The 23,387-nt window shown below is 66.1% G+C and carries 17 protein-coding genes; 7 read left to right on the forward strand and 10 right to left on the reverse strand.

From position 1 onward, the window contains the following. Positions 1-29 precede the first annotated feature (29 nt). From ACFO8M_RS18210 to ACFO8M_RS18220, 3 genes are read left to right on the forward strand one after another with little or no spacing between them, the layout of a single operon-like run. On the forward strand, positions 30-977 hold the full coding sequence (locus ACFO8M_RS18210) for an ABC-three component system protein (RefSeq protein WP_387978168.1): 948 nt from the start codon (positions 30-32) through the stop codon (positions 975-977). Further along, a complete protein-coding gene (locus ACFO8M_RS18215; RefSeq protein ID WP_387978170.1) occupies positions 964-1,212 on the forward strand; it encodes an ABC-three component system middle component 6 in 249 nt (82 codons plus the stop codon). The genes ACFO8M_RS18210 and ACFO8M_RS18215 overlap by 14 nt, the downstream gene beginning before the upstream one ends. Continuing rightward, positions 1,212-2,936, forward strand: a complete 1,725-nt coding sequence (locus ACFO8M_RS18220) for an ABC-three component system protein (protein ID WP_387978171.1) — start codon at positions 1,212-1,214, stop codon at positions 2,934-2,936. Before ACFO8M_RS18215 ends, ACFO8M_RS18220 begins: the two co-directional genes overlap by 1 nt. 24 nt (positions 2,937-2,960) lie before the next feature. Here ACFO8M_RS18220 and ACFO8M_RS18225 read toward each other — a convergent pair whose 3' ends face one another. From ACFO8M_RS18225 to ACFO8M_RS18245, 5 genes are all read right to left on the reverse strand, one after another. After that, positions 2,961-3,872 (reverse strand): nucleotidyl transferase AbiEii/AbiGii toxin family protein, encoded by a 912-nt coding sequence (locus ACFO8M_RS18225; protein WP_387978173.1) that lies wholly within the window; start codon positions 3,870-3,872, stop codon positions 2,961-2,963. After that, complete coding sequence (locus tag ACFO8M_RS18230) at positions 3,869-4,450, reverse strand: type IV toxin-antitoxin system AbiEi family antitoxin domain-containing protein (protein WP_387978174.1); 582 nt, start codon at positions 4,448-4,450, stop codon at positions 3,869-3,871. Before ACFO8M_RS18230 ends, ACFO8M_RS18225 begins: the two co-directional genes overlap by 4 nt. A gap of 79 nt (positions 4,451-4,529) precedes the next feature. Next, on the reverse strand, positions 4,530-4,841 hold the full coding sequence (locus tag ACFO8M_RS18235) for a hypothetical protein (RefSeq protein ID WP_387978175.1): 312 nt from the start codon (positions 4,839-4,841) through the stop codon (positions 4,530-4,532). After that, complete coding sequence (locus tag ACFO8M_RS18240) at positions 4,838-5,152, reverse strand: hypothetical protein (protein WP_387978177.1); 315 nt, start codon at positions 5,150-5,152, stop codon at positions 4,838-4,840. The genes ACFO8M_RS18235 and ACFO8M_RS18240 overlap by 4 nt, the downstream gene beginning before the upstream one ends. Continuing rightward, on the reverse strand, positions 5,149-5,460 hold the full coding sequence (locus ACFO8M_RS18245) for a hypothetical protein (RefSeq protein ID WP_387978179.1): 312 nt from the start codon (positions 5,458-5,460) through the stop codon (positions 5,149-5,151). The genes ACFO8M_RS18240 and ACFO8M_RS18245 overlap by 4 nt, the downstream gene beginning before the upstream one ends. Before the next feature lie 479 nt (positions 5,461-5,939). Between ACFO8M_RS18245 and ACFO8M_RS18250 the strand changes: the two genes are divergently transcribed. From ACFO8M_RS18250 to ACFO8M_RS18265, 4 genes are read left to right on the forward strand one after another with little or no spacing between them, the layout of a single operon-like run. Continuing rightward, positions 5,940-6,386, forward strand: a complete 447-nt coding sequence (locus tag ACFO8M_RS18250; protein WP_387978181.1) for a hypothetical protein — start codon at positions 5,940-5,942, stop codon at positions 6,384-6,386. After that, a complete protein-coding gene (locus ACFO8M_RS18255) occupies positions 6,383-7,654 on the forward strand; it encodes a hypothetical protein (RefSeq protein ID WP_387978183.1) in 1,272 nt (423 codons plus the stop codon). The genes ACFO8M_RS18250 and ACFO8M_RS18255 overlap by 4 nt, the downstream gene beginning before the upstream one ends. 3 nt (positions 7,655-7,657) lie before the next feature. Continuing rightward, positions 7,658-8,419: a hypothetical protein gene (locus tag ACFO8M_RS18260; protein WP_387978185.1), complete on the forward strand. Its 762-nt coding sequence runs from the start codon at positions 7,658-7,660 to the stop codon at positions 8,417-8,419. Further along, positions 8,419-8,658 (forward strand): hypothetical protein, encoded by a 240-nt coding sequence (locus ACFO8M_RS18265; RefSeq protein ID WP_387978186.1) that lies wholly within the window; start codon positions 8,419-8,421, stop codon positions 8,656-8,658. The genes ACFO8M_RS18260 and ACFO8M_RS18265 overlap by 1 nt, the downstream gene beginning before the upstream one ends. Positions 8,659-8,882: 224 nt before the next feature. Here ACFO8M_RS18265 and ACFO8M_RS18270 read toward each other — a convergent pair whose 3' ends face one another. The 5 genes from ACFO8M_RS18270 to ACFO8M_RS18290 all read right to left on the reverse strand — a co-directional run bounded on the left by ACFO8M_RS18270 (position 8,883) and on the right by ACFO8M_RS18290 (position 23,213). Further along, positions 8,883-9,068 carry a DUF397 domain-containing protein gene (locus tag ACFO8M_RS18270; RefSeq protein ID WP_387978188.1) on the reverse strand — a complete coding sequence of 62 codons (186 nt, stop codon included), beginning with the start codon at positions 9,066-9,068 and terminating at the stop codon, positions 8,883-8,885. Continuing rightward, positions 9,065-9,886 carry a helix-turn-helix domain-containing protein gene (locus tag ACFO8M_RS18275; protein WP_387978190.1) on the reverse strand — a complete coding sequence of 274 codons (822 nt, stop codon included), beginning with the start codon at positions 9,884-9,886 and terminating at the stop codon, positions 9,065-9,067. Before ACFO8M_RS18275 ends, ACFO8M_RS18270 begins: the two co-directional genes overlap by 4 nt. Positions 9,887-10,000: 114 nt before the next feature. Next, complete coding sequence (locus tag ACFO8M_RS18280) at positions 10,001-14,074, reverse strand: Eco57I restriction-modification methylase domain-containing protein (RefSeq protein WP_387978192.1); 4,074 nt, start codon at positions 14,072-14,074, stop codon at positions 10,001-10,003. Beyond that, the gene (locus tag ACFO8M_RS18285; protein WP_387978194.1) at positions 14,074-16,929 is read right to left on the reverse strand and encodes a DEAD/DEAH box helicase; all 2,856 of its coding nucleotides are present in this window, start codon (positions 16,927-16,929) and stop codon (positions 14,074-14,076) included. Before ACFO8M_RS18285 ends, ACFO8M_RS18280 begins: the two co-directional genes overlap by 1 nt. Next, the gene (locus tag ACFO8M_RS18290; protein ID WP_387978196.1) at positions 16,926-23,213 is read right to left on the reverse strand and encodes a protein kinase domain-containing protein; all 6,288 of its coding nucleotides are present in this window, start codon (positions 23,211-23,213) and stop codon (positions 16,926-16,928) included. The genes ACFO8M_RS18285 and ACFO8M_RS18290 overlap by 4 nt, the downstream gene beginning before the upstream one ends. Positions 23,214-23,387: the final 174 nt, after the last annotated feature.

The raw sequence follows: 23,387 nt of genomic DNA on the forward strand, positions 1-23,387 counted from the left end.
CTCGAACCCCTCGCAAGCCTGGAGGCCCAATGACAGGAGAACCCCTCTACCGGCGCTTCGTCAGGGACGCCTTCAAATCCATGCTCAAGGAGACCACCGACACCGCCTTCGAGAAGCTCTTCCACGAGCTGATGGCCAAGTCGGCGACGGGCGGGTACCTGCCAGTCCGTAGCAGCGGCGACCGAGGCGCCGACGGCTTGGGAATCTGGGACGGGAAGCTTTACGCCTGCTACGGATCGACGACGCAGAACCCTGCCGTCGCGATCCGCAAGTTCCGCAAGGACATTCAGAGCGCGTGCACCAACCGTGCCGGAGAGTTCCGCGAGTTCGTGTTCGTCCACAACGATGCCGGGGGCTCCCACCCCGACCTCGGCAGCGCAATCGCCGCAGCTCAACTGGAGTATCCCGGCATAACCATCACCCCCTGGGGCGAGGACCGGCTCATCGATCTGCTCTTGGATCTTGAACCACACCTCCAGCGCCGCATTCTCAAGGACGAGCTCGACTTCACGATGCTGGTGTCACGCACCGGCATCGAGGAGGTCAGCGACCTGCTCGATACCCTCACCAAGCTCATGCCCGCACCTCGACCCGACGACATGTCCTCCATCCCGCTCCCGAAGGAGAACAAGCTCGACTTCAACCGGATCGTCGACTGGAACCGAGAATGGCTGCGCCAGGCATGGAAGTACACGACTCTGGTCGACACTTATTACGACAGCCACCGTGACGAGATGGCAGAACCCTTCGCCGCTCAAGCGATGAACTCCCGGTACTCGGAGCTATTCGAAGCCGGCTCCGACGCGGACGAGATCATCGAAGACCTCTTGCTTTGCGTCGGGGGCGGTTCACTCGCCGGACGCAAGCTGATGGCCGCCTACACTGTGCTCGCGTACTTCCTTCAGCGCTGCCACATCTTCGAGAACCCGCCCGATGTCGGCACCCAAGTGGAGACTGGATCCCATGCTGCTTCCTAACCGCTCGGTCAGCCCCCAGCGGGCGCTGCTCTCTGTGGCCGCGCAGATCAGCATGCAGCTTGAATCGCCCCGGACGGTCTCGGAGACCTGGACCCGACTCAAGGAGTGGCGCGCAGGCAACGGCTTCGAGCAGCCGATCACCTTCGGATGGTTCCAGCTCGCACTCGACATGCTCTACGCGCTCGGCCTCGTCGAGTTCGACGGCCATACACTGCGCCGCACCGGGAGGCGCTGATGCTCAGGAGACTCAGCGCCGACTACCCCGGCTTCAAGGAGTTCCGCTTCCGGTCCGGCATGAACATCATCGTCGCCGAGCGGACGCAGCACTCCAGTTCTTCCGACAGCCGCAACGGCTCCGGCAAGACCAGCCTCATCGAGGTGCTGCACTTCCTCCTTGGCGCGAACGCCGGCAAGCACCTGTGCTCGCGCGAGGTATTCCTGCCGAGGACGTTCAGCCTCGAACTCGACTGGCCGATCCTCGGCGGCACCCTCGAGGTCAACCGTCAGGGCGGCGCCAAACGCGTGCAGACCTCCCCTCCGCTTGAAGGCAGGGCGTTCGACGGCGTCATGAGCCTGGGCGACTGGAAGACCGAGGTCCAGCGGAACCTGTACCCCCAGAGCACTGAAGTCGAAGGCCTGTCGGCGCGATTCCTCCTCGGCTACACGATCCGCCGCGAGCGCGACGGCGGGTTTCAAGCACCGCTGGAGTTCTCCACCAAGGCGATCAAGAAGACGGTGTTCTCTACGCATCTCGCCTATCTCCTCGGCCTTGACGCCAGGCTCATCGACCAGTACAGGGCGTTGGCCGAGAAGCAGAGTTCCGTGACCGGGCTCAAGCAGGCGCTCAAGGGCCTCGATTTGGGCGAGGTCGTCGGGGATCAAGCGGAGATCGACGGCAAGGTGCGCCTGCTCATGCACGACATGGAGCAGCTTCAAGAGCAGATCGACAGGTTCCAGGTCATACCCGAGTTCGAGCGCTTGAAGACCCGGGCCGACGAGTTGACGACCGAGATCGACCATCTGGCCCGAGCCGACGAAATCGACAAGCGCAACGAGGCGGACATCCGCGACTCCCTCGAACGCGAGCACATCCCCTCCGACGACTACCTCTCGACGGCCTTCCAAGAGCTCGGCATCGCACTGCCGCGTGAAGTGAAGCGCCGCTATGACGAGGTGGAGCAGTTCCACCGGGTCGTCGCCGAGAACCGGCAGCGGTTCCTCCGTGAAGAACTCCAGGAGACGCGCCGGCGCATCGATCAGCGCCGCCGAGAACGCAAAGAGAAGGACGACGAGCGCTCGCTGATCCTTCAGCGCCTCAACCAAGGCGGCGCGCTCCAGGGCCTCCAGATGCTCCAGCATTCGATCGCTTCGAAAGAGGCCCAGCTCCGGTCGCTGCGGGAGCAGACGGACCTGCTCGACCGGATCCAGAACATCCAGGACGAGGTCCGGCTCCAACTGCTGGAACTGAAGAGCCGGGTCCATGAGGATCTGCGTGAACGGGATTCGTACCGAAGCGAGGCTTCGAACCTGTTCACCGACTACGCCCGCCGGATCTACTCGCGGACCCGCGAGGCGTACCTGACGATCAACGAGGGCGAGAAGAACCTCGACATCCGCCCGCACATCGCCAACCAGGAGAGCAACGGCATCGGGAACATGCGGGTGCTGTGCTTCGACCTCGTATGCGCGGTCATGGCTCATCGAGGCGGACGCGGCCCGGACTTCCTGGTCCACGACGGCCGGATCTTCGACGGAGTCGATGAGCGGCAGGTCGCCTCGGGCCTGCAACTCGCCGCCGAAGTGGCGCAAGCCGAGGGGCTCCAGTACATCGTGCCGATCAACTCCGATGTGCTGGCGAAGGGCCGCGACTGCGGCTTCGATCCCGACCCGTACCTGCTGCACCCGCCCTTGACCGACGCGGACGAGACCGGCGGGCTGTTCGGGTTCAAGTTCGACTGACCCGGACGCCCGCTCGAATTCCCCCTATGTCTGGCTCCACTTGGTGGCAGCAGCGTCCCAGCCGGCCGATGCCGACCAGACCTCATGCAGTACCGGGTCGACGAACGCGGCAACCCGACCGAGCACATCCGCAAAATCCTCGGGCAGGGAGGCCACGTGCGCTTGGCGGCGCCTCCATGCCGCCCATCTTGACTGAGCGATCTCCGGCATCGAGGCGAGCTCGGGCAGCAGCGGCCGCAGAACCGCGCCGCGGTACTCGGCGACGACGTCGAGCGCCGCGCGGAGTTCGCCGGCCGCGATGTCACGGCTGCGTGAGATCGTGTGCAGGTCGGCGAAGTCCCTCCACCGGGTGTTGACGGTTCCGCGCTGAATGACGGTGACCGTCTTCTCGGCGATCACCATCGGCAGCGGATAGCCGAGCATCGTGACCGGCCCGCGCCCGTCGTCCACCAGGCGCGGCACGGTGACCTCCACGGGCCGGGGCCAGATCGGGTCCCCGAAGTTCACGTCGACACCGATCGACAATCGCGCCCTGCCGAGCCGGCCCATCAGCTTGACCCGGACACCGTTGTAGTCGTCCCCGTCTCGGATCGTTCGGGCGGCGACGCTCGCGGGGTCGAAGGCGAGACCGTCCTCGACGTCGATGGCGGCGATGACACGGAATCGCTCAGCCACCTCGTCGAGGTCGTTCGCGAGCCTGGTGGCCTGCAGGTCGATGTCCTTGGTGGGCCTGCGGAGGCTGAATGCCGCCAGCAGGACTCCGCCCTTGAGCACGAAGTCTTCGCGGAACGGCGACGTCGCGATACGTGCGAGCAGTCCCTCCAGGGAGTACAGGGTCATCTGCTCCTGGACATCGAGCCGGTGCTTCCGGGAATGCTGCTGAATGGCCAGGAAAGCGTCGCCGGAGGGCGTTCCATGCTGCGGATTCGGACTCAAAGAAGGATCTCCAATGCGGTCCGGAGACTGGGCTCCGCCTTAGGGAAGGATCTCGCCATCGCCATCAACTCGGATGGTGTGCTGCCGCGTCGTCGGAGCCAGCGTTTCAACGCTTCGTGGGCGACGTCGGCTCCGATGTCATGCCGTAGGCGGTAGACGTCGATGAGGGTCCGCTCGGGTGAATACAGGCCGATCTCGATGTCCTCGGTGATGGCGTGCGCTGCCCTGCCGATCGTGAAGGTGGCCTTGTCGAAAGAGTGCCAGTGGATCGGGGCGAAGCGTGTGGTGAGCGTTCGATCGCCCCGCGGCAGGGCGATGTCGGTGGCGGCGGGAATCTCGTCGGTCAGGTCGTGCATCGACAGGGCCGAGGTCAGGCAGATCGTCGCCGACGGGTTCCGTATCGCGATCGACGCCCACGTGGCGGCGGTGTCGTCCATCGCGCCGGCACGGACGTAGACCCCGGGAGCGAACTGCTCCAGCTCCCCGGCCTTCGCCATCGCGTACAGACGATGGGGTGTCAGCCCGAGCCGGGCAAGGTCCGAGCGCTGGAAGATCAGAGGCAAAGGCATACCGCCCATCGAACGACCTCCACGCCGATACAACGAATTGCTTACAGATCAAGTATATCTGTAAGCAATTCGTTTGTCTTCGACACGCTCAAGCCGACAGGCCGGTTCGTTTGATTCGGGCGCGGGCCTGGCGGATCACACCGAGGGTGTTGCCGTAGATGATGCGCGCCCAGGGGTCGCTCGGGGCGATCCAGTTCTCGCGCCAGACCGACACGGGCGGTGGCTCGAAGCGGCCGACGGATTCGATAGCGAGGATCGGGTACGGCTCCTGGATGCCGTCGTCGAGGACGACGCGGACCGTGCCGGGGTCGTGCGGGTCGTCGCCGAGGACGGCGAAGGACAGGACTCTCGCGAATCTGAAGGTGCCGAGCTCGAATTCGGTGCGCGCTGCGGTGCTCATGCGGACGCCTCCATGTCGCGGAAGTAGCGGACTGCAAAGTCCAGCAGGCGGATGCGGGCCTCGCGCGTGCCGGCCCAGGAGCGCTGCTGCGGGTTGACGAGCAGGACCGGACGGCCGAGGTCAGCAGCGCCGACGTCGCCGATCGTGACCACGACGCCGACATCCTGAGACTCGGGGGTGTCGAGCTGGATGACGGTGCGGCGGTTGCGCAGGTCGGCCCACATGCGGATCGCACAGCCCGCGACAACGGTCCTCCCCCACTCATGGCGACCGGCGGTGCGGACCGGCGAGGGCTGCGGACGGCGACTCATCGGCACACCCCCCTTCGCAGCGCCGCAGGGACCGAGGCGATGGAGTGGCGAATCCACAGTGCTGCGACCGCTTCAAGGATGAGCATCCGGCCTTCGAGGTCAACGAGGGACGCGTGGCACGGCTCGACACGGAGCCGGGGGTCGCGGTCGAGCCCGGCCACAATGCCGAAGCGCGAACGCAGGTCGGGGAAGTCGATGGCGACGCCGTCGCCGGAGCCGGGCCAGGTGACGACGGCCCTGTGGCTCTCGATGACAATGTGCCCGAGCCGGATTACGCCCGGTTCGGTCTGCGGTTGCGCTTGCGGCATGGTCTCGCTCCGTCTCATCGATGAGGCGGCGGAAGGAAGCCCCACCAATGGCAGCGCCGAGCCGCTTCCTCCCGCCGAGCCGGTGCGCCCCACCGCGCGCCGACACATTGACCATAGGAGAGTCGAGCGGTCATTCCAAGCCTTTGACCTGGGGTTTAATCCGGCAGTCATTCGCGCTATACGCGGAGGAGGTGCGGTCGGCAGTGGCGTTCAGAGGTGTTGATGATCAACACCGGTATCGAGGCGACCTCGCGTCGACGCCTTTGGTAGCAGCGCCCGCCGGGCGTCCTCGACTACGCGGCAGACATCGTCCTCTCCTACAAGAGGGGAAGCAGGACGGAGGAGACGAGCATCGCGCTCGGTCCCCCTTTTGCGTACTTCGATTGCGGCAGGGATCCGCTACCATGAGTGCTGCTCTGCATTGGATCGATATGCCCCGGAAATCGCCATTGCACCCTAATGAAGAGGAGCCCCCTGACTTGAGCGACAGGAACTTCGACCCCGAAGCGACTCGTGAAGTCGCCAGAACCGACGTGCCCGTCCTCGCCGATGCCTACGAGGCCCTGGAACAGCTCGTGGTCGACGCGGGCGGCCATCTCGAGACCAACGGGATGTCAGCGGAGGTGGCCGCCGTGTTCACCGACTACCACCTGCTGCTTCGCAACGCGGTCGTGGAATCGAGGCAGAACTACGACCGCCTCGGCCCCGAGCTCGAACAGATCGCAGACGACGATGAACTGGCGGAAGGTGAGATCGCGGCTTCCATGAGTGCACTGGAAGAGGCGGCTTCCGCCGATTTCGAGACGGGCGGTTACACACCGATGGAGGAAGGCCAGAGCGGCGATTCACTGACCGAGGCGCCGAGCGAGTTCGACAAGCATCTCGGCGGATCTTCCTCCACCCGAACCGAAGGAACGGCGCTGTGAGCTTTTGGGACGAACTAGCAGAGACTGCCGAGGGCTTGGTGACCGATCCGGTCGGCACCGTTTCCGACCGGGTCTCCGATGCGGCGGACGCCGCCGAGTGGGCGGTCGACGAGTTCCAGGAGGAATACCTCGAACCCGAGACCGGGACCATCACACCCGCTCCCCCGCAACCGGACGGGCCGTACGACCCCACCGGAGTGCCGACGAAACCGGAGATCCTCGCCTTCGTCGAGGGGTTCGAGCCGCCCGTTCGCGATGCGATGATCCGCGAGGTCGCTAAGGAGCTCTACCCAGGCTGGGAGTCCTACATCGACATGTCCAAGGAGCAGTGGGAGGACCACAAGGCCGGTGTCGGCGACAATGTCACCATCGGCGGCGACGGCTGGGGGGCGGAGACGATCACCACGTTCAAGTGGTACGACGGCCCCGAGATCGTCCTCCCCACCGTCGACGGCATGAACTACTACCAGGGGTACGCCCCGATGGGACCTGATCCCGACGCGGTGATCGGGGACATCGAAGCCGCGGGCGAGGAGCGGGCGAAGATCCTGGTGGGCGATCTGCGCACCGCCTGCGATACGGCATTGCAGTTCGACGACCTCGACGGCATGTTCCACACCGCGCAGGCGCATTCGGACCTGTACGCGGCCTTCGACGCGACGCAGAGCGACCTTTCCACGACGCTTGCGCACATCGAGGCGCTCGGCCAGAACTGGGAGGGCAAAGATGCCGAGACTTTCAGGGAGCAGTACTCGGAGGCGGTCCGCGAAGCGCTGCAACGGCATATCGCCATCGCTTTGAACCTGACGCGAGGGGCGGACTCCGACCTGGCGATGCAGATAGGGCTGCACTTCGCGGTGGCCGGAGCCCTGCGGAACGGACAGGCGCGGATCGACGAGCTCTCGGTGCGGCGACTCTTCGGCGACCAGGCGATCAGCGTGCTCACCACCACCGGCCTGGTCACCGGTACGGTCGGGCTGGCTCCTGTTCTCGGCCCCGTCGCGGCGAGCACGATCGGCATCACGGGGCTGCTCTCCACCATCGGCGGGCTCGCGGGAGTCGACGCGACCTTGAACCCGAAGACCGAACTCATTCCTTCAGCCGAGAAAGTCCGCGAAGTCATGACGACTATGGTCGAGGGGGTCGGCCAGGCCGCCCAGGAGGCCTCGGACCTCCGGGCCGAGTGCGCGGCGCAGCTCCGGAACTTGTCCCAGGCGGACTTCGACTTGATCGGCACCACCTATCTTGTGGCGGGAAGCGGGTACTGAACCATGAGACCGAAGTTCGCAGTCGGAGCCGTCGCGGTCTTCATGGCGACCGTCTCCCTCTTCGGCTGTACAGCTGAGGAATCGCCCGACGGTGAAGCAGTGGACCCCGAGACCGCGGAACCCACTACGGTCGCCGAGGCCACTCCTCCTGAGCTGCAACGGTTCGACGACCGCGCCGCCGCGCTGTCCGAGTTCGACGGCGCCTGCCCTGCACTAAATTTCGAGCCGCTCCTCGGCGAGTTCGCGAACGCGGGGACCGTCGACTACACCTCCACCTCGTATCCCGACGAGCCCGACACCGCCTGGACCGGCACCTGCACGGTCTTCGTCGAACCGGAAGAGGGCCCCGGGTTCGACCCCGTGCACGCCGTCATCGACGTGTTCGACACGAACGTGCTCGCGTTCGAGCACTACCAGGACTCGGCCAAGGGGACTGCTGAGTCGTTCAGCGACGCGCCGATCGACACGGAGCTCCAGTTGGAGAGCGGCTCACCCTGGCACGACTCCCGGATCACCGCCCAGGAGACGCCGACCAACCAGACCGCTCAGCGGTCGATGGCGACCGCCGTCCTCCTCGGTGACTTCTACACGGTCGAGATACTGGTGCGGTTCGAACCCGGCGAGGTCTTCGAGGCCGGATGCGAACCCGCCGGAACCGCGGAATGCGCGATGACCGCTACTTCGATGGCCGAGTTCCTCGCGACCAGCGGGTACCTCGACGAGCTGCACGCGAGTATCGAAGCCGCGATCGACGGCGGCATGTAGTGGCGATCGATCCGTTCCTGCCGCTTGAGCGGCACAGCGTCGAGGACCTCGTAGCGGAGATCGGCCGGCTCAATCAGGTGTGCTTCGCGCACGAGCAGGCGAGAGAACACCTGGAACAGGAGATCGCTCGACTCGTTCAGGAGGACGAGGAGAGCGATCGCTCGGAACTCAGCGGATTCCTGTTCGGGGTCATGGTCTGTCTGATGGGGTTCGTAGCGTACCTGGTGCTCTGGAGGTAGCGGGCGGGTCGCACCGGCGAGGGAGTGAGGCGGGTTGGGTCGACCTCCAACCGGATCCTTCCGGAAGTCCATCAAGCTGAGCCGGGGCCCGCGTGTGCGGGCCCCGGCTCGGTGTCGGTAGTTGCGGTTCGGTTGACTGGCGCTTTCGGCTCCTGCCGTTGGTTGCCTGGCCCTCAGGCACCCGCTCGGGTTGTCAGCACCGGGAGGTCTGCGGGCCGACTGGTTCAGCGTTTCGCGTTCTCCAGCAGCGCGACGAAGTCGCCCTGCTCCAGACCGAAGACCGGGGAGTCCTCGGAGAGCTTGGAGTCGCGAACCTCGAACCCGGCCCCGGCGGCACGGGCTTCAACGCAGTCGCTGCCAGCTTGACCGTTGCCGGAACGGCTGGACTTGCGCCACTTCGTTGTCCTCATGACAGTTTGAAATCCTTCATCGGTATGGCCTTCTTGACAGACTCGTCGAAGGCGTTCTGGAAGGAGGCCACCGTCTCCGGCACCTCACAGTAACGAGCCCCTTCAAACGATTCTAGGTAGACCGTCTTGGGGAACTCGCCGCCCTCGAACTCGAAGATCCGATAGGAGCTACCAAGCGAACGGTACGCCCCCGCAGAGAAAGGCACCACAAGGAACTTGAACAGCGAGAAGTCCCGGTCGAGCTGCTTGAGGTGCTCAAGCTGCTGCGCCATCACCTCCGAGCCGCCGATCTCGTGGCGAAGCGCCGCTTCCGAAGTCAGGTAGACGACCTCGGGCAACCAGTCCCGTTCCATGAAGCTGGTCTGGCGGTCGAGCCGGAACCCGGCCGCTCCGGCCGGGCCCTTGCGGTCAGGCGCGTCGTCATCCGTGATGGCGTCCATGTACGCCTCGGTCTGGAACAGGCCGGTGATGAGCTCCGATTCGCAGATCATGATCTTCGAGGCTGTCAGCTCCATTTGAAGGAAGGTGAAGAAGACCGACGGGATCTTGAAGGAGTGGAAGAGATCCGGGGTCTCGGAGGACTCAGCGAGCCGAACAAGATTCTCGGTTTCTTCAGGGCTGAGCCCATAGACGCGTGCGAACGCAAGCATGTCCGCCCACTTCACTTGTGGAGACCGCGCGTGTTCAAGGTCGCGGATCTTCGAAACGCTCATCTGGACCTTGTCAGCGACCGACTTGTGGGTGAGCTTGGCCCGCTTGCGGTACTGCACGAGCAACCGTGCGATCTGGATGATGGTGAGGAAAGCCTTCGCGCTCATGACACGGATAGTGGCAGAAGCACTACAGCAGACACAACCATCAGGACGGCGTTTCCGACAGAACGACGCCCGTAACCCGCCACGTAACCCGGCTTCTGTCGCCAATCCGACACCTTACGATTCACGCGGAGCGTGACGCGGACCTTGGCCGGGAGGAGGCGTCAACCGCGAGAAGAAGTTCTCCCCATCGACAGGCGGGTTCTCGAACGACACTCCGATGGCAGCCATCTGGTCGTAAATCTCAAGGATCAGCTCCTTAGTTCGGAAGCTACCGAACTTCGCAATGTCCTTGCGCTTGACAATCGGGAACGTCTCCATGATGTAATCAACATCCTCACGCTCAATGCCATAGAGATGGAAGAACAAAGCATCCAACTCCGCCCGCATCACAAACCGCCGTTCCTCATTCCAAACAAAAGGTTCGCCTTCATCGCCCAGATCTCGCGCCAAGGACCTCATGTCATTTGAAGTAAACGCAAGTTCGAGTACCCTGGGAGCAGTAAATGCAGTATGCGCGTGTTGCGAAATGGGATCCAACACTGGCAGCTGCTTGGAGATGAAGAAGTTGAGATGTACTCCCCCCACCTTGAGACGAGTTTGATAATCAAAAACGAAGGCGCTGCAATTCGAAATCAGATTTGCCACGTCTATCGTGTCTTTAAGGTTAACGATCGATATCGGCAGATTGTTCCCCACGGCCGCCTTAGGAAACGGGCCAATGATTCCGGTACGTTCATCCGTGGATCGGCAAATATCCCTCCAGCCAATCAGCCATTCGCGATTCCATCCGACTGAATTTAGCCGACTTGAAACGCCCGATTCGTATATGATCTGGCCCTTCTTATCGCGCTTACCGCTATCAACGTCATTCATTGACACCCAATAGCGGGGCTGTACTACATCATTGGACGATTGCTTCTCCGACAGCGTGCAATCGCGGATCGAGCCGTCCTGCCCATAAGTCGCCCAACGATGGTCGTAATGGTGCATCATTTTTGACTCATAGAGCGGAAGCATCCGCTCGTCGCCCCGGATGAAGGTGTTGCCTTCCAAACGCCATCCGTCTTCCTCAAGCCTTTCGCGGGAGCGAAAGAGATGCGAGTCGTTAGACATATGAAACATCGTCATGAACGATACTCCCCAAGGATTCCCGTTCGGGTCGCCTTCCTTGACAAGTACCGGCACCCGGCGATAGATGCCCAGGGTGATCTCAGCATCCCGCCGGCTCCGGAATACCGGGCAGGTTCCGGTGTTCGGGTTCAGGAGCAGAATCTCTTCCGGGTAGAGATTGAAGGACTTCGAGGCATCGTCGAGTTCGGCTGGGTCGTGGAGAAAGAAGGCGAACCTGGCGACTTCTTCGCGCGCAGCCGGGCCTGCAATCGACAGGATGCAGAACTTGAAGGAACGGTGCACGTCGGGGAACACGGGTGCCGAATTCTCAAAGTCGTAAAGCGCTGCAAGTGACTTGGATTCGACTAGATCTCTGAAAAATCTCTGCGTAGTGGCGTCGGTTGCGATCCCTGTCGGGACTATAACGCCGGTCCTGCCACGCGGTCCTGTGATCGTTCGATCGGTCTCAGCGAAAATGCTGTAGGTATTGATGTCGCCCATAGCGGTGAGCGGGCAGCGCCCTGAAGACTTCAGGAAATGAGCGCTTCCGGATGATTCCCGCTTCGCCGCAAGGAAACTCGCGTGAAGCCGCGGATTGTCCTCGCCCAGGTTCGCGATCAGGCGCTTCCGGGCAGCAGCATTTGAAGCCTCAGCGACCTTGATATCTCGTGTCGCGAAGAACTCGAGCTCCTGGAGCTTGATGCGTTCCCAAGGCGGGTTCCCCACAACAGCGTCAAAGCCGCCGTCCCACCCTGCGTGTCCGCTGGCTTTGACTTCGGGCCCTGAGCTGAAAACCTCAGGAAACTCCAAGTGCCAGTGGAAGAAGCGGTTCGCGTCGCCGATCTCGGCGGCCTGCCTTGCGATGGCCTGGCCGATCGGGTTGTCGAACCCGAACTCGTCGAGGTCCCAGTAGGTCCCATCAGTAGGTGCGAGCTCCTGGTCCTCTCGCGCGTCCTTCATCCAGAAGAACGCCGCGCACCAGGTGTCGGCGAGCAATATTTCCTTCCGGTACTCCTCGGACTCCTGGAGCTCCTTGTACGCCTTGGCCTTCCGCCGGACATCGCGAATACTGTCCGAGGGCGCTTCGAGAATCCGCCGCAGGCTCTTCGCCAGCGCAGAGTTCGAGTGGCTGGCTCCCGCCTCAAGCTCGAAGAGCCCGTCCAGTCGACCACCGCCATGCTCGCGTGCGGTCCGCTCCTCCTTGTTACGCTTCTTCAGCTTCCGCGCGATGGCCTTGTCGTCGCCTTCGATCGGATCCCACGCTTCGTCAGGAATCCCCTTGGCCATCAGCGCCGGGTAAGCACCGACCAGAGAGTTCCCGCACCTGATATGGGCGTCAAGGAACCCGAGTGCCTTCCCCGGTTCCAACCCCTCCATCCATAGCGAGACTTTGGCCAGCTCAACTGCCATCGGATTGATGTCGACGCCGTAGATGCATCGGCCGACCACTTCCCGCAGCGCCGCCCGCAGCGCCTTCGGCGTCGGTTCAGGGTTCTGCTCCCTCACGGCTGCAAGTTTCTTCGCGATGCGCCTCGCCGCCGCTACCAGGAAGTGCCCCGATCCGCAGGCCGGGTCACAGACCGTGAGGTCCAGCAGTTCCTTCTCAATGGCTTGTGCCGGATCGGCTCCGCCCTTTGCTTCTCCCCGCTTCACGGCCGCGTCGATCACCGGGTCAAGGGTCGTGTCGAGCAGGCGCTCAATGAGGTTCGAAGGCGTGTAGTACGAGCCGGTCGTCTTGCGCTGGTTCCCGGCCAGCTCTATGAGCTGGAACCGCCGCTGCGCCGGGCTGTACTTAGGCACCAGCTCCAGCAGGAACTCGTACACCGACCCGAGCTCCTCAGCGTCGAGGTGTCGGTAGTCGATGGCCCGGTTGCGTCGGGTCTTCCTGTCGCGCACGACCGCCAGCGCGCGTACCGCGCGCAGCAGGTACTCGTTCGAGAGCCGCAAGCCGTCCAGGACCTCGTCGGCTTCGGTGTCCTCGAAGATGCCGCCGAGCCCCGGCAGCGCCAGTTTCGGTTGCCCGCCTTCGCTTCCCAGCGCACCCAGCACCAGCCTGAGTCCCTGGTACAGGTCTCCATGCGTCGTACCGCGCCGACGCCTGGCGTGCGCTCGCAACCTCGCCGACGAGTAGTACTTGCGGTACCGCTCCTTGGCCTGCTCATCGGCGTCCTCAGGGTGCAGGACGCCCTTGTCTTCTGCCACGAACAGGAACAGCAGGCGGTAGATGACCCGCAGCAGGGCCCGGTGGAACTGTTCGGCGTCGAGGTTGTCGATGAGGTGGCCGTTGGCCGGGTGGCTCAGGTATCCGGTGCCGAGGACAGTGATGGCGTCGCGGACGCCGGTCTTCATCTGGTCGAGGGCGCGCATTCCGGCCTGGATGGCGCTGGTGCGCCACTTCTCCAGCCAGCAGGCCGAGGGTGGGGCGTCGTCGGCGACCTCGAAGCGGGAGACGTGCAACAGCCGGTAAAGCAGGATGAACTCGTTGACCAGCTCGTTGTCAAAGATCGTCTCGAGATCGAACTCGACGTACGCGGTTCCGGCGATGGCCGTGGAGTCGCGCAGCAGCCGCAGTTGGCGGCCGTTGGTGACGAGGCCCCACAGGTGCGTGCCAGTGGAGTTGAGGCATTCCTGTACGAGCGAGTGCGGGGCGGGCTGTCCGGCTTGGCGGTCTTCGAGGCCGGTTGCCCAGTCGGCGAGATGGATCGGGACGTGCGTCCACCGGTGGCTGATCGCGAACCGCTTCTGGCCGTCGTCGGAGGCGATGCCGCCGCCGGTGCTCGCGAGTCGGCCGTAGCCGAGTTCGGAGAACAGCGGTTCGATCCAGGAGCGGCGGGCGGCCCCGGTCGGATCGGTGGGGTGGTCCGAGGCGGGGACGGTGTCGCGCAGGCCGGTCCATGCGGTCTTGAGGTAGTCCCAGGCGCGTTCGGCGTCGTCGGCGACGCTGCGGCGGCCGATGGCGCCGTAGTCGGCGGGCCGGGCGCCGTCGAGTTCGATGCCGCGTTCGATGCGGGTGAGCAGTTCGCCCGCGATGAGGTCGCCTTCGGTGGTGACGGCGGTGTGGCCGGTGGTGGTCGGCATCATGCGGCTCCGGTGGGGACGGGCAGGTAGACGTAGACGCCGAGGAGGTCGGCGGGGCGCTGCGCGGTGACGTCGAGGACGGTGGAGGTCTTGCGGCCGGTCTCGGCGCGGACGCGCTGGTGGGAGTCGGCGAGGCGTTCGGCGAGCCGGTCGGCGGTGGCGTTCAGGTGCGCGTCGAGTCCAGGCAGGCCGTCGAGGATCAGCTTCGCGGCGTTGCGGGCGAACTCGGGAGCGGTGTTGTCGTCCGGTTCGGCGGTGAGAAGGGCCGCGGTCGCTTCGTCGTCGAGCCAGGTCGGGTTGCTCGGCGCGCCTTGGAAGGCGAGGATGCGGGCGTCCTCGGCGACGAGGTGGCGCACGCCGTGACGGGAGGGCATCCGCAGTTGGAAGCGGAAGCGCACCAGCAGGAGCGTGGTGCGCTTGGCTACGGCGGAGGTGCGCATGACCCCGAGGCGGCGGGCCGGGCGGTGGGCCTCGTCGATCGTGTCGTCGAGGGCGCCGTTGAGGACGAAGTCGGCGATGGCGGCCACGGCCGGGTCGGTGCGGACGAGGGCGGCCTCGCCACGTGCGACGGCCGGCTGGGTGTGGAACGGGATGGGCCGGTTCCCGTCCACCGCTTCGCCGCCGAGAGCGGCGGCGAGCGCGTCGCGCAGGCCGACCGGGGTGGCCGAGACGTCGGCGTTGAAACCCTGCGGCCCGGGCGCGGTGATCAGTCCTCCGAGGGCGTGGAGGGCGTGGCGGGTGAACGGGGCGATGTTCTCGGCTTCGCCGAGTGCGTCGCGGACGGCGGCGAGTTCGGTGGCGACCTCGTCGGTGCGGATGGGCTCCTGCGCGTAGCGGGTGCGGGAGGCCTTCTCCCGTTCGGCGGCGGACTGCCAGGCCTGCTCGACTTCGGCTTCGAGTTGGAGGAGGCCGTCCAGGAGCGGCTGCTCCTTGTCGGGCCCGGAGTCGCGCATGAGGACCCATTCGACGACGGCGCTCGTCACGGCGGAGGAAGTCTCGTCGGGGACGGAGACGCGGTAGCCGAGCGTCTCGTAGATCTGGCGGTGCTTCCTGATCAGGACGTCGAGGACCTTGCCGTCGACGCCGTTGTCCTTGCCGTAGATAGTGACGACCTTGACCTGGTCGGTGGACTGGCCGAACCGGTCGACGCGGCCTTCCCGCTGGTCGTGGCGGGTCGGGTTCCAGGCGAGGTCGTAGTGGACGACGGCGTCGAAGTGGTGCTGGAGGTTCACGCCCTCGGAGAGGCAGTCGGTGGCGACCAGGACCCGCCGGGAGTCGGGCTCTTCGGCGGCCAGCGCGGCGAAGGCCTCGATGCGGTCGATGCGCTGCTGCGGGGAGATCGTGCCGGTGACGGCCTTGACGTGGGTCTTCTTGCCGAGGGCGCTGGCGAGCTGTTCGGCGACGTAGTCGGCGGTGCCGATGTACTTGCAGAACACGATGGGGTTGTAGCCGTCCTTCAGGAGGACTTTGAGCTGCTTGATGAGGACGGCGAGTTTCGCGTCGTGCTCGGGGCCTTCGAGGGCTTCGGCCTGCTTCTGGAGCGCTTCGAGGACGGCGGCGTGGTCGTCGTCGACGGCGCCGGGCGAGACGTCGACGCCTTCGATGCGGTCGGCGTCGGTGAAGTCGTAGGCGATGGGGCGGCCGAGTTCGTCGGCCTCGTCGATGGACCCGGCCTGGGCGGTGCGGGACCGGGAGGCGCAGGTCTGGGCGGCGGCGCGCGGTGAGGAGACGATGGAGCGGAGCATGGCCAGTGTGGACCACCAGGCTTTGCGGTGCTCCAGTCCGGAGGAGGCGGCGAGGCGGCCGCGCGCGAACGCGAGGGCGTCGTCGAGCAGGGCCCGGTAGGCGGGGGTGAGCTGGTAGACCTGGTCGCGGAACTGCCGGTCGGAGGGGAAGGCGGTGTCCTGGTCGAGGTAGCGGCGGATGTCGACGCGGCGGCGCTGCACGAAGTAGCGGGCGAGGCGGCGGCGCCCCGTGTCGGTCTTGAGGTCGACGTCCTCCAGGCCCGGGTCCAGGAGGCCGAGGAGGTTGCGGAACCCGGTGGCCTTGCCGCTGTGCGGTGTGGCGGTGAGCAGGAGCAGATGGCGGGAGGGGTCTGCGGCGAGTCGTTGCAGGAGTTCGAATCTGAGCTGCTGGCCTTTGCCGGCGCGGTCGTCGGTGGCGACGCAGGTGTGGGCCTCGTCGACGATCACCAGGTCCGGGCAGTGGCGGATGAACAGGTCGCGGTGGCGGGGCGATTTGATGAAGTCGGTGGAGACGATGATGTTGGGGTAGCGGTCGAACAGCGACTCGCCGGATTCGAGTCCCCGTTCCAGTTTGGCCACTGTGGAGGAGAGGACGAGTTCGGCGTCGATGCCGAACTTGCCGCGCAGCTCCGCCTGCCACTGCTCGGCCAGCGCGGGCGAGCACAGCACGGCCAGGCCCTTCGCTTCACCGGAGGCGAGGAATTCGGCGGCGATCAGTCCGGCCTCGATGGTCTTGCCGACGCCGACGTCGTCGCCGATGAGCAGTCGGGCGGTGTCCTGGCGCAGGGCCATGAGCAGCGGCACGAGCTGGTAGGCGCGGGGTTCGACGGCGATCTGGGCGAGGGATCGGAAGGGCCCGGCCGAGGAGCGGAAGCCGATCTGCATGGCGGTGCGCAGGAGCCCGGCCGAGGAGGCGTCGCCGAGGTCGTCGACCGTGGGGGGCGGGAAGCTGGCCGGCTCGACCGTCTCCAGTTCGGGGAAGATCGCGGCGATGTCGTCGTCGGAGCCGCCGAGGGGACGCAGGACGAGCAGGTCGGTCTCGGACTCGGGCAGGACGACCCAGTCGCGGCCGCGGGCGGTGACGAGGCTGCCGGGGGCGATGTCGGTCATGCTGATTCCTCGGTGTCGTCAGCGGTCTTGGCTTTGCCGGGTCCGAAGACCTCGCGGTGGCGGGCGATCACATCATGCCAGTCGTCGTCGTAGCGGAACCGAATGACCATCCAGCCGGCGTCGATGAGCCGTGTTTCGGCCTCGGCGTCGCGCAGGGCCACGTCGGTGCGGTCGTGGACGGGCCCGTCGACGAACACGGCGTAGGTGCCGCCTTCGACGTAGTAGACGAAGTCGGGGCGGGCGTGGTGCTCGTCGAGCAGGACTTGGGTCTGGCTCGGGAGCCGGTAGCCCTCTGCTTTGACCATGGCGAGGAAGTCGCGTTCCAGGCTGGAGTCGGTGCCCTGTTCCAGGCGGCGGTGCTCGTCGGTGCGGGACTTCCCGGCGGCGGTCGGCAGCGCCTGCGCGCGGGCGAGTTTGAGCAGGAGATCCTTGGCGCCGTGGCGGTTGATGCGGTCGTGCACGATCTGGTTGCCGTAGGAGAGCAGGCACTTGTAGCAGCCTTTGGCGCAGTCCTCGCTCCACAGGTCTTCGCCGGTTTCGGGGTCGAAGTGGCAGATCTCCAGGGCTCTGCGGGCGGCCTTGGCGAGTGCGCCCGGGTCCTGATGCAGTCTGCGGAGCACGCCTGCGCCGCCTTCGGCGGATTCGACGAACAGCAGGAACCTGGTCTGGTCGTCGCTGCCGGTGGGCAGATCGCTGGTGAGTTCGGAGTCTTCGAGCTGGAAGGCCGCTTCGATGCCGCGTTCGAGCGCGTACATCAGCGAAAGCGCCTGGTCGGGGTCGATCGCGTGGTCGAGACTGAGGACGGCGATGTTGCGGGTGTCCTCGACATAGGGCACCACTAGGGCACGGAGGCGGGTCTCGGTGTCGTCGTCGGCGAGTTCGGAGGCGTCGCCTACGGCGTCCGCCGCCTGCTTCTTGCTGATCCACTGCCCGGTGGAGGGGTCGATGAAGTAGCCGTCGGGTTCGTCGCGGCCGGCGATCCTCCGGCGGATGTTAGCCACTCGCACCGTGGCGGCGTCGCCGTATGCGATGCGGGCGAGCTCGCCGTCCCGGTCGCGGACGATCGCGTCGGACCGGCCCCCTTGCTGCCCCTTGTCGTTGAAGCGGTAGGAGGTCTCGAGGATGTACCCGGCGCGGCGGCGCTCCTCCTCGTCGGAGGAGATCCGCTCCCTGGGGGTGGTGAAGACGGTGCGCAGTTCGAGCAGGTTCTGGCGGCCCTCGTTCGGGAGCCTGGTCTTGCACATATTGCAGATGTCGGTCTTATCGCGTTCGTCGTGGCCGCATCCGCAGACCGGGCAGCGCTTCGCGCGGGTGAGCGCGAGGTCGCCGGATTCGCTGGGCGGCAACTGGATCCGCTTGACCTGGTAGCGGCGCCCCTCGTGGTAGATCAGGGCGTCGGGCCCGAACTCGCGGATGGCCAGGAAGCGGGCGCGCTGGAGGTAGTCGCCTTCGGCTCCGGTGCCTGCGCGGTTGGGAATGTAGGCGGCCAAGGGGAGCCGAGGGAAGGAGTAGCCGGGCAGGAAGCCCTCGCTGGCGAGGTAGCGGTGCGGGTAGAAGTCCGCGCCCAGGTTGAAGTCGTCGTCGCTCTCGTTGCGCAGCAGCGCCAGTTGAGTCTCAGCCTCCCTGCGGCGGCGCCCGGCCTGCTTGCGATCGCGCGGCGTCAGGCTCGTGTCGTCCTGGCGCCGGTGCTGTTCCTCCCGTTCGACCTTGGCGGAGCGGTAGAGGGTCCGCCAGCGGCCGAAAGCCGCATCGAAGGTCTCGGGTATCTGCCTCACCGTGCGTTCCAGCCACTCCTGGTCCCACCAAGTGGTTTCCGCCAGAACGGGTTCCAGATCGGCGAGGAGTGCTCGGGCGATCTCGAGGGTCCGGGCGCGGGCGGCCGTGGAGCGGATCGCGTCTGTGACGTGGTCGTGGAGCGGCAGCTCGGCTTTCGTGTCGGGGTCGTCGACTTCGAGCGCGTCGGTCTGCACCAGTTCGGTGACGGAGCGGCCGAGCCGGAAGGCGTCGAGCTGGGAGAGCCAGATCGCGTGGAGGTGCGCGGCGATGAGGTCTTCGTTGCACAGGTCGATGCGCGGCGGCGTGACCGCTCCGGCGGTCATCTGCTCGCGGCGGTCGAAGTAGTACTGGTCGTGGCTGTTGCCGGTGGCGCAGTAGGTGACCACGAGGGCCTGCTGGCCGCTGCGCCCCGCCCGGCCCGAGCGCTGCGCGTAGTTCGCCGGGGTCGGGGGGACGTTGCGCATCATGACCGCGTTGAGTTCGGCGATGTCGACGCCGAGTTCCATCGTGGGCGAGCAGTACAGCAGCGGCAGCCGCGCCTCGCGGAAGTCGTCCTCGCGGAGCTGGCGCTCGGTCGGGCTCACTTGCGCGGTGTGCTCCTTGGCGCGCAGGTTGACCAGGGCGGCTTCCGGTGAGTCGTACAGGTCCCGGAAGTAGGTGTGGACGGGCGGACGCCCCTGTCTGCGGGTGATCGCCAGCGGGTCGTCAATGCCTTCGCGTCCGCGACCGGCCTTCCACAGGAACGCCCCGGCGTTGACCCGGTAGCCGGTGGCGTCGGGGCGGCGCGGCCCCCGGTACAGGCCGCCGCGCCGGCTCGGCGGCGGCGCCACCTCGGTCACCAGGCCGTAGCGAGCGAGGATGCGCAGTATGTCGTGGATGATCTCCTGCCGCTCATCGGTTGAGAGGCGGCTACCGAATCCATTGAGGACGTTCGCGACGTGGCGACCCATCTTACTGCGGCCGGACATGAACGCGCAGGACTTGTCGGACCCCTTGGGTTCGGGCATCGGGTAGACCGTGGCCTGCTCAGGCTTGTCCTCGGTCTCGTCGAGCCGCCACGCCTCGGACAGCCGGCTCTGGCTGCCGCGCTGAAGCGAGTCGAACCCTTCGGCGTCAAGGCAGTCGGCTTCGATCGCGAGGGATCGCCGCATGGCGTCGAGGAGGACCTTGAGCAGGCCGCGGCGGGTCTGCGGATCGGCGTCGGCCAGCGCCCGGTGGCAGCCGCTCCAGTCGCCTTCCGCGATCAGGTCGAGGTCGTGGTATTCGAGGACGAGCTGCCCGGTCTGCTCCAGGTTCGGCATGGTGACGCGCCAGCCGCGGCGCAGGTCCACGTGGAGGTGGAGGTTGACGACCGCTTCGAAGGTGCTGCGGGCCCGGCGGGCCAGCTGCGAACCCGGCAGCGCCTCGCTGGCCGCGTACTCGGCGGGGCCGAGGCCCATTTCGGCGACGACGGCGGCGGCCACGTCCTCGTCGTCAAGTCCACTGTCGGCTTTCTTGAGCGCGCGGTAAAGAGCGCCGCGCAGCTGGACGACGCGGGCGAAGTCGTTCAGGTGCCCGGCCTGGAGTGCGGCGTCCTGGCGGTTGTCGACGAACGCCAAGAGCTTCTTGGCCTTGTCGCGCAGGTGGGACGATCGCAGCGAGTCGAGGATGTTGGCGGAGACGACCGAGGTGGCCGAGGAACGCCCTTCCTGGTTGAACGCGGCGAGGCGGCCGAAGTCCTTGCCGCGCGCGCCTTCGTGGGTGATGCCGCAGGCGAGGCAGAACTCGAAGCGCCCGGAGATGAACGCCGCTCCGATGCCGTCGCCTTCATATCCGGTGGGGTCGACCTGGACCGCGCGGGGGACGCGGCCGACCTTGTTCTTCGCGAGGGTCCGGTTCCCGGCCGCGTCGGTTTCGAGCCAGGATTCGGGGAGGCGGTCGTCCGCGATGAGGGCGGCGGTGTCGGCGGTCCAGGGCTGGTCGGTGTCGATGCAGAGGTACCCGGTCTGGACGTGGTCGTCGTCGACCAGGTCGTTGTCGATACGGGCGCGGTACTCGAATCGGCCGGTTCGGATGTCGGTGGTGCGCAGGACCGTCAGGTACTCCTGGCCGCAGTCGCGGCAGAACGCCAACGGGTACAGCCGCTTGCCGCGGTCGTAATTGTCGGCGGTCCCGGGGACCACCACCTGGTAGTCGCGGGTGAACGTGCGGGTCTGCTCGGGTTCGGCGGTGGTGTAGACGTGGTCGCCTTTGGACAGGAACTGGTGGAGCCGGAAGGCCAACAGGGGACGGGTGGTCTCAGGATGCTTTGCGGCTGAGCCGGCGAGCAGGGTCTTGCGGATGGCCGAATCGCAGGCTTCGCGACCCGCGCCGGTCCGCTCGTCGAGCGCTTCGGCGGCGTCCTCGATAGTGGTCGGGGTCTGCCGGACCAGAGTGCCGGTGTCGTCGGTGCGAAGTCCGAACTGCTGCTCGATCCAGGCGGCGAGTGGGTCGGCGGCGAGGTCGGCGTAGCGGGCCGGGGCGGCGGGCGCGGCGATCCGCTCGGCGGTGACGGCCGCGGCGTCGCCGGAGCAGGCGCGGACGAGCGTCTCGCCGATGACGCGGGGTCGGTCGGCGAGGCCGAACAATTCGGCGGCGACCTTGGCGACCTCCTCGCGCTGCTCGGCGGGCGAGCCTTCGGTGGCCATCGTGGCCGAGGTTCCGATGCATTGGACGTCAGGGGCTTCGCAGGCGTCGCGGACGCGGCGGATCAGCCAGGCGACGTCGGCGCCCTGGCGGCCACGGTAGGTGTGCAGCTCGTCGAAGACCAGGAACTGGAGGCCGCGGGCGGCACCGATGAGCTTCTGCCGCTCCTCGGGACGGGTGAGCAGCAGTTCCAACATGACGTAGTTCGTCAGCAGGATGTCGGGCGGGTTCTTCCGGATCTTCTCGCGCTCGGACTCGGGCTCCTGACCGGTGTACCGGGCGAAGGTGACCGGTTCGCCGCCTTCGGGGTAGCCGCGACTGAGGAACTTCTCCAGCTCCTGCTTCTGGCTGTTGGCCAAGGCGTTCATGGGGTAGACGACGATCGCCCGGATGCCGCGGCGGGCGGGGTTCTCGTCGCGTTCGCGCAGGACCTTGTCGACGATGGGGACGATGTAGGAGAGGGACTTGCCCGAGCCGGTTCCGGTGGTGAGGACGTAGGATTCGCCGCGCTGCGCGGCCTCGATGGCGTCACGCTGGTGCTTGTGGAGGGTGATCGGGCGGCCGTCGCAGACCGTCCCGCCCTCGGTCTTGTCAGCCTGGAAGATGTTCGCGCATTCGCGGTGGAGCAGGCCTGAGGCGGCCAGTTCGTCGACGCGGCCGCCGGGTTCGAAGAACGGGTTGAGAGCGACGAAAGGGTTGGGCCACTGGGTGCCGGAGCGCATGTCGTCTTCGATGAAGTTCTTGATCCTCGGATCGGCGATGACCACGCCGCCCGAGGTGAAGCGCTGGTACTCGTCGATGAGCTTCCGGTGGATCTCGAAGACGTTCATGGGATTCTCCGCTTCATCCGGCGCAGTGGGAAGAGGTGGGCGAGCCGCCACGGGCCTTTCGTCTCGAGGCTCGGGCGGGCCGAGCACTTCGGCCGGATCACCGTGGCATATTCCAGTCGGCAGTTGCTCGCGCGGCGCCGCAAGGGCGATGGACCGCAGGCGGTCGGCGACGAATCGAGCACCCGTCGGGCGATCCTTCGGGTCCTTGGCGAGCAGCTCGGCGACCAGCGTTGTCAGCTCCACGGGGAGGTCACCGCGCATTAGTTCAAGGTGGGCGGGTTCTCGTTGCAGGTGCGCCATGAGGATCTGCTGGTCGGTTCCTTCGGTGAAGGGGGGAGTCCCGGCGACGAGCTCGTAGAGCAGGCAGCCGAGGTTGTAGAGGTCGCTCGCGGCGGTGAGCTTGCCGCCGGTGACCTGCTCGGGAGACATGTACTGATGGGTGCCCACTGCCGCACCGGTCGAGGTCAAGCGCTCGGGCGCATCGGGTCCGATCAGTAGGCCGACTCCGAAGTCGAGGACCATGGTGCGGCCGTCGTCCTCCAGCATCACGTTGGCGGGCTTGAGGTCTCGGTGCAGGACATCTGCGGCGTGAGAAGCGGCGAGTACGTCGGCGACCTGGCCTGCAATGCCCGCGATCGCCCGCACCGGGAGCGTCCCGGCGCCCTCTGCGATCACTTCGGCGAGTGTGGATCCATGAAGGAGCTCCATGGCAAGGTACGGCTGGTGGCGCTCGTCGTCGTAGCCCGAAGCGATCAGGCGCGGCACTCCAGGGTGTTTGAGGCGGCGCAGGATCTCGATCTCGCGCTGAAACCGCTCCACCAGGCGTTTGAACGCCGGCGCCGCTGTCCGGGCCCTCGCCTGGTTGAGCGTGATGAGTTTCAGCGCCACTTCACGGTCGGGTGCGCCTACCGCGGCCCGGCGGTCGACCGCTGCGTAGACCTCGGCCATGCCCGTCCCGAGCGGCCGTCGAAGTTCGAAGCGGCCGTCGATGGCTTCATGGGCGCTGGCGACCACGTCTCCTCCGCATCCATCGCAAACCGTAACGGCATCACTGTAACCAGTGACATGCCCTGGGCGTGAACAGACATCGCGTCCTCTTGCATGCCGAGGTCGTGTGAATATGGTACACACTATGAACGCATTACTCGTGGCACCCATTTAGTGCCCGCAACCCTTAGCATCAAGGAA

It is taken from the genome of Glycomyces rhizosphaerae (genome assembly GCF_042647865.1).
In the GTDB taxonomy this organism is placed as follows: Bacteria; Actinomycetota; Actinomycetes; order Mycobacteriales; family Micromonosporaceae; genus Glycomyces; species Glycomyces rhizosphaerae.